The sequence below is a fragment of the Paenarthrobacter sp. TRD_SC_7 genome, from assembly GCF_056156245.1.
In genome coordinates this window covers 1,408,047-1,419,742 of record NZ_CM149587.1, presented here as the reverse complement: position 1 = coordinate 1,419,742, position 11,696 = coordinate 1,408,047, and the positions used below count along the sequence as shown (strand labels likewise).

Annotated in this window: 11 protein-coding genes; 7 read left to right on the top strand and 4 right to left on the bottom strand. The window is 62.4% G+C overall.

What is annotated here, in order from left to right:
- The first annotated feature begins 157 nt into the window (after positions 1-157).
- Positions 158-2,377 carry a S9 family peptidase gene (locus tag AC0J5Z_RS07040; protein ID WP_475038426.1) on the top strand — a complete coding sequence of 740 codons (2,220 nt, stop codon included), beginning with the start codon at positions 158-160 and terminating at the stop codon, positions 2,375-2,377.
- Positions 2,378-2,382: 5 nt separating this feature from the next.
- On the opposite strand, the gene AC0J5Z_RS07035 is transcribed toward AC0J5Z_RS07040, so the two are convergent.
- A complete protein-coding gene (locus tag AC0J5Z_RS07035; RefSeq protein ID WP_475038425.1) occupies positions 2,383-3,186 on the bottom strand; it encodes a class I SAM-dependent methyltransferase in 804 nt (267 codons plus the stop codon).
- 19 nt (positions 3,187-3,205) lie between these two features.
- Positions 3,206-3,589: a DUF7793 family protein gene (locus tag AC0J5Z_RS07030; RefSeq protein ID WP_475038424.1), complete on the bottom strand. Its 384-nt coding sequence runs from the start codon at positions 3,587-3,589 to the stop codon at positions 3,206-3,208.
- Between the two features lie 220 nt (positions 3,590-3,809).
- Between AC0J5Z_RS07030 and AC0J5Z_RS07025 the strand changes: the two genes are divergently transcribed.
- Entirely contained in the window at positions 3,810-5,453 is a 1,644-nt protein-coding gene (locus tag AC0J5Z_RS07025; RefSeq protein WP_475038423.1) for an ATP-binding protein, read from the top strand.
- A gap of 157 nt (positions 5,454-5,610) precedes the next feature.
- On the opposite strand, the gene AC0J5Z_RS07020 is transcribed toward AC0J5Z_RS07025, so the two are convergent.
- Positions 5,611-5,781: a hypothetical protein gene (locus AC0J5Z_RS07020; RefSeq protein WP_475038422.1), complete on the bottom strand. Its 171-nt coding sequence runs from the start codon at positions 5,779-5,781 to the stop codon at positions 5,611-5,613.
- A gap of 107 nt (positions 5,782-5,888) precedes the next feature.
- Here AC0J5Z_RS07020 and AC0J5Z_RS07015 point away from each other — a divergent pair, with 107 nt between their 5' ends.
- Together AC0J5Z_RS07015 and AC0J5Z_RS07010 are read left to right on the top strand one after the other, a co-directional pair.
- Entirely contained in the window at positions 5,889-6,941 is a 1,053-nt protein-coding gene (locus AC0J5Z_RS07015) for a hypothetical protein (protein ID WP_475038421.1), read from the top strand.
- Between the two features lie 2 nt (positions 6,942-6,943).
- Positions 6,944-8,497, top strand: a complete 1,554-nt coding sequence (locus tag AC0J5Z_RS07010) for a putative bifunctional diguanylate cyclase/phosphodiesterase (protein ID WP_475038420.1) — start codon at positions 6,944-6,946, stop codon at positions 8,495-8,497.
- Here the strand turns inward: AC0J5Z_RS07010 and AC0J5Z_RS07005 are convergent.
- Positions 8,490-9,068: a GNAT family N-acetyltransferase gene (locus AC0J5Z_RS07005; RefSeq protein ID WP_475038419.1), complete on the bottom strand. Its 579-nt coding sequence runs from the start codon at positions 9,066-9,068 to the stop codon at positions 8,490-8,492. The genes AC0J5Z_RS07010 and AC0J5Z_RS07005 overlap by 8 nt on opposite strands.
- Positions 9,069-9,176: 108 nt before the next feature.
- On the opposite strand from AC0J5Z_RS07005, the gene AC0J5Z_RS07000 reads away from it, so the two are divergent.
- The 3 genes from AC0J5Z_RS07000 to AC0J5Z_RS06990 are packed head-to-tail and all read left to right on the top strand — an operon-like array spanning position 9,177 to position 11,640.
- The gene (locus AC0J5Z_RS07000; protein WP_475038418.1) at positions 9,177-9,647 is read left to right on the top strand and encodes a hotdog fold thioesterase; all 471 of its coding nucleotides are present in this window, start codon (positions 9,177-9,179) and stop codon (positions 9,645-9,647) included.
- A gap of 7 nt (positions 9,648-9,654) precedes the next feature.
- Positions 9,655-11,001, top strand: coding sequence for a phenylacetate--CoA ligase PaaK (paaK, locus tag AC0J5Z_RS06995; protein ID WP_475038417.1), 1,347 nt, complete (start codon positions 9,655-9,657; stop codon positions 10,999-11,001).
- Between the two features lie 36 nt (positions 11,002-11,037).
- Positions 11,038-11,640: a TetR/AcrR family transcriptional regulator gene (locus AC0J5Z_RS06990; RefSeq protein WP_475038416.1), complete on the top strand. Its 603-nt coding sequence runs from the start codon at positions 11,038-11,040 to the stop codon at positions 11,638-11,640.
- The last annotated feature ends 56 nt before the right edge of the window (positions 11,641-11,696 follow it).

Genomic DNA, 11,696 nt, shown 5'->3' with positions numbered 1-11,696 from the left:
GTGCTCGCAATATATGGAGTGGGCCCACCACGCAAGTCATGACGCCAATCCGGACGTTGTGGTCCAAGTCATGGATCACTCTCGCTACTACGGCCCATCCCGGCGCTCTGAGCGAAATTGCTGGTTCGGTGTCAGAGCGCGTCTATAGAGTGGCCACATGAGCCACACTTCTTCCGCGCCTGCCGCTGCTAAGGAACCCACCCTCCAGCCTCCTGTCGCCAAGCAGGTTCCCACCCGCCGGGAACACCACGGCGACGTTTTCGTGGACAACTACGAGTGGCTCAGGGACAAGGAATCCTCAGAGGTTGTTGACCATCTCAAGGCTGAGAACACCTACCAGGAAGCAGTGACAGCGCACCAGGAACCGTTACGCGAAGCGATGTTCCAGGAGATCAAAGGCCGCACCCAGGAAACCGATCTATCCGTGCCCAGCCGCAAGGACGGCTGGTGGTACTACAGCCGCTCTGTAGAGGGCAAGGAGTACACCATCCAATGCCGCGTCCTGGCCCAGGACACCGGCGATCTTGTGGCCGACTGGACTCCCCCGTCGGTTGAGGCAGGCGTAGAGCTACCCGGCGAGCAGGTGCTCCTGGACGGCAATACTGAAGCCGAAGACCAGCCGTTCTTCAGCGTGGGTGGCGCCGCCGTGACCGTGGATGGCAACCTCTACGCGTACGCGGTGGACAACTCCGGAGACGAACGTTTTACCCTCCGGATCAAGGACCTGCGCACAGGAGAGCTCCTCCCGGACGTCATCGAGGACATCTTCTACGGGGTGGCTTTCTCCCCGGACGGCACCCGTCTCTTCTATACCGTGGTGGATGATTCGTGGCGGCCCTACCAGGTAAAGGCGCACCTTCTGGGCACGCCCGTGGCTGAGGATGAGGTTCTCTACCAGGAGGACGACGTCGCCATGTGGCTCGGCTTCGACCTCTCCTCCGACCGTCGCCATTTGGTGCTCAGCATCGGCTGCTCCGAGTTCAGTGAAACGCGGCTGCTTCGCTTCGACGACTACGACGCCGGCCTCAGCACCGTCATCTCCCGCGACCACCACGTCCTCTACGAGGCTGAGCCCTTCCTCCTGGAGGGCAAGGAGACCCTGCTCCTGACCCACAACAAGGACGCCATCAACTCCATGGTGAGCCTGGTGGACCCGGCTGAGCTCACCAAGCCGCCCGCCGAGCAGGACTGGCGGACCGTCGTCGAGCATTCCGAGGATGTGCGCGTCAACGGTGCGGGCGTGACGTCCACGCATCTGGTCTTGTCCGTCCGCAAGGACACCATCGAGCGCGTGCAGGTCCTGCCGCTGACGGGTCTGGGTACAGCGGCCCAAGGGGCGCCCGTAGAGCCTGCCTTCGATGAAGAGCTTTACACGGCAGGTGTTTCCGGCTCAGACTACGAATCCCCGGTGATCCGCATCGGCTATACCTCGTACTTCACCCCGTCGCGCGTCTACGACTTCGTCCTTCCCACTGCTTCCGCACCCGGTGGCGAGTTGCTGCTCCGCAAAGAAAGCCCGGTCCTGGGCGGCTATTCCGCAGCTGACTACGTCGCCACCCGTGAATGGGCAACGGCCGACGACGGCACTCGGATCCCGCTGTCAGTGCTGCGTCACGCTTCTGTTCAGCAGGACGGCACAGCCGCCGGGCTGGTGTACGGCTATGGCTCGTACGAAATGAGCATGGATCCGGTCTTCGGCGTGGCTCGGTTGTCCCTAATGGACCGCGGAATCGTCATGGTGATTGCCCACATCCGTGGCGGCGGTGAACTGGGACGCAAATGGTATGAAGATGGCAAGAAGCTCACCAAGAAGAACACTTTCACTGACTTCATTGCAGCCACGGACTGGCTGGCAGGATCCGGCTGGGTAGACCCCGCCCGCATCGCTGCGATGGGTGGATCCGCAGGTGGACTGCTCATGGGCGCCGTCGCCAACATGGCCCCCGAAAAGTACGCGGCCGTAGTGGCGCAGGTGCCCTTCGTGGATGCCTTGACCACCATCCTGGACCCTGAGCTTCCGCTGTCCGCCCTGGAATGGGAGGAATGGGGCAACCCCATCACAGACCCCGAGGCCTATTCGTACATGAAGTCCTACACTCCATACGAGAATGTGGGGGCCGCGGCCTACCCCAAGATCGCTGCAGTGACCTCCTTCAACGACACCCGTGTGCTGTACGTCGAGCCGGCCAAGTGGGTCCAGGCGCTGCGCTCCGCGTCCACGGGATCCGAGCCGATCGTCATGAAGATCGAAATGGACGGCGGCCATGGCGGCGGGTCGGGCCGGTACGTGCAGTGGCGCGAACGGGCATGGGACTACGCGTTTGTGGCAGACGCCCTCGGTGCCACGGAACTTCTGCCTGGCGCCGGCCTCAGGTAGGAGTTCTAGCGGGCCCGGAGCAACGCGTAGTAGCCCGGGATGAGGCCCGGGGCCGACGGATTGCTCAACGGACGTGTCTCGATGCTCGCTGAACCTTCCTCCACAAGGTTCCAGTCCGCCGTCGGGAAGGCCTTCGCCCGTTGCGCGGCACCGAAGCGGCCGGGCATCGGCAGTCCCCGGATTGCCCCCTCAAGCGGCGCCGGGATGGAGTCTCGAGTGGCACCAAGGTGACAGACGTAGTCCACCGGCGTGCCGGGGAAGTTGGTCTCGGCCAGAAAAACGCCGCCGCGGGTCCCGACGACGGGCAGAAGGTTTGCGGCCAAAGCGGTCCGGCCGCTGCGGTCCAGTACGTGCAGAACACCTCGTATGAATATGTTCGCGTCCCCTTCCCAGCCCTCCGCTTTGAGGGCTTCCGCCACGGTCTGCGCAGCGTCAGGTGCCGTCATGTCGCATACGGCGAATGACGCCGTCATGATCCCTGCTGCCTCCTGGCGGGCGCGGTCCACGGCGTTAGCGGAGTAGTCGAGCCCCAGCGCGTGCGGGAAATGCTGCGCCAGCAGCCGGGTGAAGCTGCCGTTTCCGCACCCCACGTCCACTATCGGGAGGGTGGGGTCCAGTTGCTTCAGCGTGGGGACATAGCCATTCAGTTCGTGGGCGCTTCCCGAATCCCACAGGACGTCACCCGTGGCACCGGTTGAACGGACGTTACCCCAATACTGCTCCCAGGCCGTGAGCGGGTCCTTGGGTGCTGCCAGGGATAGCCTGATGAGGCGAGGTATCAGCAGGTACTTCCTGAGCGCGGAAAACATTCTCCAAATATATGGGGCGTTAAGCCTCCACCAGCCAATCCAACGCTTCTGTTTCGGATGTGAAGAACTTGGTGGGGCAAGGCGGCTTCATAATGCCAAGGAAGAAGTTGGCAATGACCCTGTCCACCGGGGACGAACCCCAAAGGGCGATCCGGGAAGCCTGGCAAGGTTTGGCAAACACGGATCGGGCGCCCCTGGTGACGTCGTCCGTAGTGGCCATGTCAACAATCATGGGATGCCTGTCCGAGCCGCAAAGTTCATTGACCCTGTCCATGGCCCTTTGGGCATCCGGTTCCTTGATCCTGGCGCCACGCGGCCACGTCAGGCGCAAAATCCCAGGCTCTTCGAGTTCCAGCTTAAAGGTCACCTGTTGGTGGTCTTGCGGTGTTGCTGGGTGGTCCACAATTCTCCTCGCGCATTTTCAGGACAGCTGCAGGGGAAGCTGGCATGGATCCCGCGCACCCACTCCCTCAAGGCTGTCGAATCCCGGAGCCAAAGTAAAGGTGTGTCCTACGACTCAATAAAGCCATTTCCCGTAGGGCCGCCACTGGCCGCGATGCCGCTGATAGGGTGTTGCCAAATCGGGAATTACCGTGGACGAATGTGGTAACGGAGGGGGCTCAGTGGGCGAGACCATTGCCGGTGCACAACAGGCCTCCCGTTCGGCCGTCGTAGCGGACACAGACCATGACCGTCTGACGGCCACTACGGCCGCGCTTGACTCGGCCGGCTTCCAGGTTTTCCCGGTCACGGACACCGCCTCCATGGCGTTCCACCTCCAGCATCACCGCCCCTCAGTGGTGGTTGCGCAGAACTCCCTCGCCCACGGACTTGGCAGCCGCGGAGTCCCTGTGCTGCTTCTTCTAGCTGCGCAGGAGACTGTGGACCTGGAGGAAGTGGAGTCCTGGCGCGTAGCAGACTACGTCATTAGCCCGGTGCGTGCCGGGGAACTCGTCCACCGGGTTGAGACCCTGATCGGGCGTGCAAGGGAACGCGCACGTTCCCGCGGAGAAATCGAAGCACTGCGGGAAAGCCTCCGGAACGTCTCTGCGGCAATCCGGCAGACCAATGATCCGCAGCTGATCGCCGAGCACGTGGTTCGCGGATTTGGTGAGGCCTTGGGCGTGGACCACGTTTGGTTCGCCACTTTCCGCGATGAACGGGTCCCCAGTATCCGGGCGCAGTGGAACCGTCCCGGCCTGCCGCTGCTTCCAGCAAGACTGGGCGAGAGCGAAAACGCCATCACCGAGACGGCCAACAGGCTGTGGGCCGAAGCGGACGTCCTCGCTGTAGCGGACCATCGGGAAGACCCTGGCTCAAAGATCGCCAGGGCCCTGCGAGAGTGGTCAGGCGAACTCGAACCTGTATCCACAGTGCTGCTCCCCGTTGGAGAAGGCGCCTCCGCCATGGGCATCATCCTGTTGTCCACTGTGCAGGAGCGGCACGACTGGACCCGTCCCGAGATCGCCCTGATGCAGCACGTTGCCGGGAACGTAGCCCACGGGCTCATCCAAGGCCACCTCATCAGCGCCCAGCAGCGCGTTCTGCACCAGCTGAGGCAACTGGACAAGGCCAAGACCGACTTCCTCGCCACCGTGAACCATGAGCTGCGGACGCCTCTGACTTCCATCACCGCCTACCTGGATATGATCCAGGACGGTTCCGGTGGCCCGGTTCCCGAAGGCATCCGGAAAATGCTGGACGTTATTGCCCGGAACTCGGACCGCCTGCGCAGGCTCATCGAGGATATGCTCACGGTCTCCATGCAGGACGGCAGCAACCTGGACCTCAAACCGGTTGATATCGACAAGCTCCTCCAAGTGGTGGTGGCAACGCTCCGGCCGCTGGCAGAGTCCCGCCACGTTTCGGTGTCCTTTACGGAGGCAACCGAGGACATTGAGGTCACGGCAGACGAAGCAAAGCTGGAGCAAGTGTTCACGAACATCGTGGCCAACGCCATCAAATTCACTCCCGAGGGCGGGCGCGTTGGTATCACCAGCACAATGTCAGCCTCAGAGAATGGCGGACGCGCAGCCCTTGTGCGGATCGCAGACACCGGCCTGGGTATCCCCGAGCACGATCTACCCCACATTTTGACGCGCTTCTACCGCGCATCCAATGCCACCTCAGCGGCCGTTCCCGGCAGCGGACTGGGGCTGGCGATCGCCAACGACATCATCAGCCGTCACATGGGACGCATGGTCTTCGACTCCATTCTGGGGTCCGGGACCACGGTGTCCGTGGAGTTGCCGGCCGGAGGACCGTAGGCCCATTGGGCTGTGACAGCGGTGTCAATGCCAGGCTCCGGAGATGTGATCGGCCGTCACTAATGCTCGACACCTTGCGAAATAAAACTGATGCCCCGGGCAACAGCCCGGGGCATCAATTTAGCTCATGAGGCCTTGAGAGGCGCTCCCCCAATGTTTAGTTCGGCCACCAACCGATGCTGGTGGTGTTCGTCTTACCCGTGGTGGTGCTGTTCGGCCACCAGCCGATTGCCGTACTGTCCTGCGTAGGCTCGGCATTAGCCGGAGCAGCGAATCCCGTTACTGCCAGAACCGCCGCCATGAGCAGGGTTGCCGCAAATTTTCTCATCCGCTATGCCCTTTCGTACTGATGCGAATTTGTTGTCTGTGACTTGAATAAAGTCACGGGGCAAACTATACGAGCTTTTCTTCCGCAATGACATGGATAATGGGCACATGCAAAGTCCCCACCTGGCCTCCCACCTTGTTGCCGGACTCAATGCACGCGCAAAATGGAAGGTGCGGGACTTTGACGCGGCCTTCCGGCTGGCTGCAGAAGCTGCTGAACTCGCCCTGGACTCCGGCGACGACCTCGCCTGGTGGAACATGCGCTACCTGCAGGCGGAGTGCCTCCGCGATCAAGGAAGCATCGAAGAATACCTGGCACTGGCGTCCGCCCTCAATGATCACAGCCTGACCGCTACCTCCCCCGAGCTCGGTGCCAAGGCACGAACAATGGTGGCCATAGGGCTGCAAGGCCTTGGCCGGCTCGCCGAAGCCGCCGCCATGGCAGCCGACGCCGCAAGACTTGCCGCCACGGACCCCGATCTCCTCTACGTTCAGGTCCTGGCCCAGCGTGCCCTTATCGCGGCCTTGGCTGAGAGCCGGCTCCTGGATGATGCCTGGCGGGAATGCCTTGTTTTGGAGACCCTGATTACCGATGACGTTGATGAAGACACCGCGGGCAAAGGCTACTGGGTGATCGGAAACGTTGCTTTCCTCGCGGACCGCGTTACTGATGGGGGTCGGTATCACGATCTGGCCGCCGAAAGGCTTTCACCGTCAAAGGACGTTGATTTGTGGGCGCGCTTCAACCGCGCCTCAGCGGAAATGCGCCTCCAGGCAAAACTCGGCGATCCGGCCACTCTTCGCTGCATTGAGAGGGCAGAGCTCGCTACGGACATTGTGGGAGGATCCGAGCGGGACCATTTGGAGATGTCTTTGGTCCGCGCCCATTGGAATTGCCTCATCGGTGACATGCAGGAAGCACTGGCGATCCTTGAACCGCTTTGCGCACGTTCCTCCATTCTGGCCACGCAAACGTCCGCCGAAGCGCATTTTCTTTTCGCGCGGACCTTGCTGGCATCCGAGCGAACTGAAGAAGGCCTGGCCGCTTATGAAGAAGCAGCAAAGCTCTTCGAGCAAGCGGCCTTGCCGGAGCGCAGCGCAACCGTTCGCGAGTACCTGCGGCAAAGTGTCGGGCGCCGGGGCGGGTCGCACGGGGAGTGAGCATGTCCGACGCAGAAATGTACTCCGCGAACGATCCCCGTTTGGGCCTGCTCCTGGAAGGCATCGTCAGGTTGGCGGCCGGCGACCTGAACACCAGGATCGAAGTCTCCGAAGCTCGCGATGAGATTGACGCCGTGATCATGGGCACCAACCTCCTGGCCGAAGATCTACAGATCGTCTATGAAGAGCTGGAGCAAAGGGTGCAGGCCCGGACAAAACAGCTCAATCAAGCGCACCTTGCGATGCAGCGGATGGCCATGACCGATCCCTTGACCGGCCTGAACAACCGCTCCGCATTCGCCACCGCCTTGGGCGCAGCCCAAGCGAACGGTGGGCAAGGCAACAAGCGCCCGGCGATCCTCCTGCTGGATATGGACGGTTTCAAGGCCATCAACGATTCCCTCGGCCACACCATAGGTGACAAAGTCCTGGAAACAGTCGCCAACCGTATCAGCGGGGCGGTTCGCGAACAGGACATGGTTGCCCGCATGGGCGGCGACGAGTTCGCTGTGCTGCTTGCGGAGGTGACGCCTGCTGAGGCCAGCGCCATTGGCAGCCGAATCCTCGCTGCCGTGGCGGGCGTGATGGAGATTGAGGGACAACATCTCCATTGCGGGGTCAGCATGGGCCTCCGGATGGCCGAACCCGGCCAGCGGGCGGAAGAGCTCATGATGGAAGCGGACATTGCCATGTACGAGTCCAAGGCGGACGGGCGCGGCAAGCTCAAGGTGTTCGCACCTGACATGCTGCATGCCCGGCAAATGCGGAACCAACTGGTGGGCGAGCTCAAAGAGGCGATCGCCGGTTCCCAGCTTGTGCTCTATTACCAGCCCATCATCAGGCTGGACACCCGCGAAATTGAAGGTGTGGAAGCACTGGTCCGCTGGAACCACCCCACCCGTGGAATCATCATGCCGGACGAGTTCATCCCCATCGCCGAGGAAACGGGAATGATCTCCGATCTGGGCGGCTGGGTGCTCCGCACCGCCGTCGAGCAGTTGAAGCAATGGCGCAGCGACCCCCTGACGGCGGGCCACAACTTCAGCATGCGCATCAACGTTTCGGCGGCGGACCTGCAGCGGCTGGAGTTCATTGAAGACGTCCGCGAGGCCTTGGCTTCAGTCGACCTGGACCCGTCGCTCCTGGTCCTGGAGCTGACCGAGAGCGCCGTCATCCAAGGCAACGATCTGGACCGTTACACGCTCAACAGCCTGCGCCGCCTTGGCGTGGGATTGGAGATTGACGATTTCGGCACGGGCTACTCCTCCATCAGCTACCTGCGCCAGCTGCCCGTTGACACCGTCAAGGTGGACCGGACGCTGCTTTCCGCCTTGGGCAGCGACCCCTCCCAGCCCGCCCTCTTGGCTGCTGTCCTGCAACTGATCCGCGCCTGCGGATTGGCCGCTGTGTGGGAGGGCGTGGAAAGCGCCGAACAGGCCGAGTACCTGCTGAGCATCGGTTGCACCAGCGGTCAGGGTTACTACTTCAGCCGGCCGCTGCCGGAGGCGCAGCTGACCGAACAGCTTAAGCACCACAAGACGTGGCCCGTCAGCTAATGGTCCGCGTCCACGGATGGTGCCGCGTGCGCCACTCCGAGTCCAAAATGGCATAAATATTCTCGGTGGCCCACTGGCCTTTGTAGTGCCAGTTATCCACCAAGGTTGCTTCAAGCCGCATGCCCAGGCGCTTACAGATACCGGCCGATCCGGCATTCAAGGCATCCAACTTGGCGTCGACGCGGTGGAAGGACAACTGCTCGAAAGCAAGCTTCAGCACTGCCTCGGCGGCTTCAGTTGCGATGCCGTGGCCGCGCGCCTCGGGGTGGAGGATCCAGCCGAGCTCACCCTGCCCGGTGCCCTCCAGCCACTTCAGCACTACCTCGCCCATTAGACCGGGTTGATCCTGGCGCTCGATGGCCAGGCAAACCCAATCGCCTTCATGCTTGAACTCGAAGTTCGCGTACCGGCCGAGGACCTCCATTGACTTGGTTTTGGTCAGCTCGTTGCGCAGAAGGAACCGGGCAGTTTCGGGAAGCGACTGGTAACCGTGGAACCGTTCAAGGTCCTCAGCCTCGAATCGCCGCAGGATGAGTCGATCGGTGATGATGGGAAGCTCAATTTCGGGCATGCTTCCGAGGCTACTAGGCGCGGGCGAATAGTGGTCCAGTCTTGACACGTGGCGCGATCTGGGATTACCTAATGAACATTCGGTAAATAAAGCTGGAGGCAATGACGCATGGTTGAAACGACCCTCTCCGGTGCACAGCACCATATCCTGACGAACGACTACGCGTCCGAATGGATGGGCATCGAGGTCCTCAAGCTCGACGACGGCCATGCCACCATCCGCATGCACCTCCGCCAGGAAATGCTCAACGGATTTGGCATGGCCCACGGCGGAATGATCTTCGCCTTCGGTGACACCGCATTCGCACTGGCCTGCAACCCGGCCAACCCCACGCCCAAGCAAGCCGCCAACATCACGGTGGCGTCCGGCGTCGACATCAACTTCATCAAGCCGGCGTTCCAAGGCCAGGTCATCACCGCCGTCGCAAACCGCCGCGCGAGCACCGGCCGAAGCGGCCTGTACGACATCCAGATCTACGCGGCGGCCCCGTCCCCCGCAGACGACGCCACCTCCGGCATCGAGCCCGGCGAACTCATTGCTGAGTTCCGTGGCCGCAGCCGCACCATCTCCAAGAAGTAGGAACCCCATGACCCAGAACACCGTGGCCGCACCCGCCACCACCTCCAAGGCCAGTGCCCCCGTGCTGGACCGTGAAGAAACCATCTCCCGCGACGAACTGGAAGCCCTACAGCTCACCCGCCTCCAGCACACGGTGGCCTACGCCTACGATCGCGTGCCGCTGTACAAGCGCAAGTTCGACGAAGCCGGCGTGCACCCTACGGATCTTCGCGAGTTGAGCGACCTCGGCAAGTTCCCCTACACCACCAAGGAAGACCTCCGGCTGGAGTACCCGTTCGGCATGTTCGCCGTGCCGCAGGACCAGGTAGCGCGCATCCATGCCAGTTCCGGCACCACCGGCCGCCCCACCGTGGTGGGCTACACCAAGAACGACCTCGCCAACTGGGCAACCCTCGTGGCGCGCTCCTTCCGCGCCTCCGGCGTCCGCCCCGGCATGAAGGTCCACAATGCCTACGGATACGGCCTGTTCACCGGCGGCCTCGGCGCACACGCAGGCGCTGAAGCACTCGGCTGCACCGTCATCCCCATCTCCGGAGGCCAGACCGAACGCCAGATCCAGCTCATCCAGGACTTCAAGCCGGACGCCATCCTGGCCACGCCAACTTACCTGCTCACCATCGCCGATGCCATGCAACACCAAGGCATCGACCCCACATCCACCTCACTGAAGTACGCCGTTCTGGGTGCCGAACCGTGGACTGAAGAGATGCGCCACGAGCTCGAAACCACCATGAATATCAAGGCCTCGGACATCTACGGACTCTCCGAAGTCATGGGCCCAGGCGTTGCCGGGGAAGCTGTTGAAACGCAGGACGGCTGCCATATCTGGGAGGACCACTTCCGCCCCGAAATCATTGACCCCTTTGACCACTCCACGGTCCTGGCCGACGGTGAACCCGGCGAACTCGTTTTCACGTCGTTGACGAAGGAAGCGTTGCCGATCATCCGCTACCGCACCAAGGACCTCACCCGCCTGCTCCCCGGCACCGCACGACCTGCGCATCGCCGCATGGGCCGAATCACCGGCCGCAGCGACGACATGATCATCCTCCGCGGTGTGAACCTGTTCCCGTCACAGATCGAGGAAATCGCGCTTCGAATTCCCGAACTCAGCCCCCACTTCCAGCTCGAAATCACCCGCCCGGAGGGCAAGCGCATGGACTCGCTGACTGTGAAGATTGAGCGTCGGGAGAACGTCCCGTCCGAGGCGGGCACGACGGCGGCACACACCTTGCGTGAGCAGATCAAGATTCACGTCGGGTCCTCTTGCGTGGTTGACGTTGTAGAGCCCGGTTCCCTTGAGCGGTCCAACGGCAAGCTGCGCCGGATCTACGACATGCGCCCCAAGGGCTGAGCGCCTTCCCCGTTCAGATCGTGAGAAAATGCCAGCATGCCTACTGAGACCACCACCAAGCGCGGACGGCCCGGTTATGACCAGCAGTCGGTGCTCCGCATCGCCGTCGACGTCTTCAACCGCCACGGGTACGACGCAACGTCCATGGGCATCCTGGCTGAGAACCTCGGGATCTCAAAGTCAGCCATCTACCACCACGTGCCCTCCAAGGGCGATCTCCTGAAGCTCGCCCTGGACCACGCGTTGGGTGGCCTCGAGGCCATCCTGGAAGAACCGTCTGCGACTTCCGGGCCCGCCGATGCACGGCTTGAGTTCGTGCTGCGGCAAACCATTGCCGTACTGGTGGACCGGCTGCCCTTCGTGACCCTGCTGCTGCGCTTGCGCGGCAATACTGAGATCGAGCGTGACGCCTTGGAACGCCGTCGCGCCTTCGACCACAAAGTGGCCGAGCTGATTGCCGCTGCCCGGGAAGACGGCTCCCTTCGCCAAGACATTGATCCGCGCACTGTCACGCGCCTTTTGTTCGGCACCATCAACTCGATCGTGGAGTGGTACAAACCCGGTGGCTCGCTCTCCCCCGAGAAGCTCGCCGATGACGTCATCACCATGGCCTTCGAAGGACTCCACACGGCAGCCTGACACTTCTTTCGGTCGCTCGCTCACATCCCTCGGGCTTCCGGCCATCCCTCGTTACC

Excerpts from the sequence above, each read along its gene's own strand:
- AC0J5Z_RS07040 (WP_475038426.1), top strand. The coding sequence starts at position 158 with ATGAGCCACACTTCTTCCGCGCCTGCCGCTGCTAAGGAACCCACCCTC.
- AC0J5Z_RS07035 (WP_475038425.1), bottom strand. The coding sequence starts at position 3,186 with ATGTTTTCCGCGCTCAGGAAGTACCTGCTGATACCTCGCCTCATCAGG.
- AC0J5Z_RS07020 (WP_475038422.1), bottom strand. The coding sequence starts at position 5,781 with ATGAGAAAATTTGCGGCAACCCTGCTCATGGCGGCGGTTCTGGCAGTA.
- AC0J5Z_RS07015 (WP_475038421.1), top strand. The coding sequence starts at position 5,889 with ATGCAAAGTCCCCACCTGGCCTCCCACCTTGTTGCCGGACTCAATGCA.
- AC0J5Z_RS07010 (WP_475038420.1), top strand. The coding sequence starts at position 6,944 with ATGTCCGACGCAGAAATGTACTCCGCGAACGATCCCCGTTTGGGCCTG.
- AC0J5Z_RS07005 (WP_475038419.1), bottom strand. The coding sequence starts at position 9,068 with ATGCCCGAAATTGAGCTTCCCATCATCACCGATCGACTCATCCTGCGG.
- AC0J5Z_RS07000 (WP_475038418.1), top strand. The coding sequence starts at position 9,177 with ATGGTTGAAACGACCCTCTCCGGTGCACAGCACCATATCCTGACGAAC.
- paaK (WP_475038417.1), top strand. The coding sequence starts at position 9,655 with ATGACCCAGAACACCGTGGCCGCACCCGCCACCACCTCCAAGGCCAGT.
- AC0J5Z_RS06990 (WP_475038416.1), top strand. The coding sequence starts at position 11,038 with ATGCCTACTGAGACCACCACCAAGCGCGGACGGCCCGGTTATGACCAG.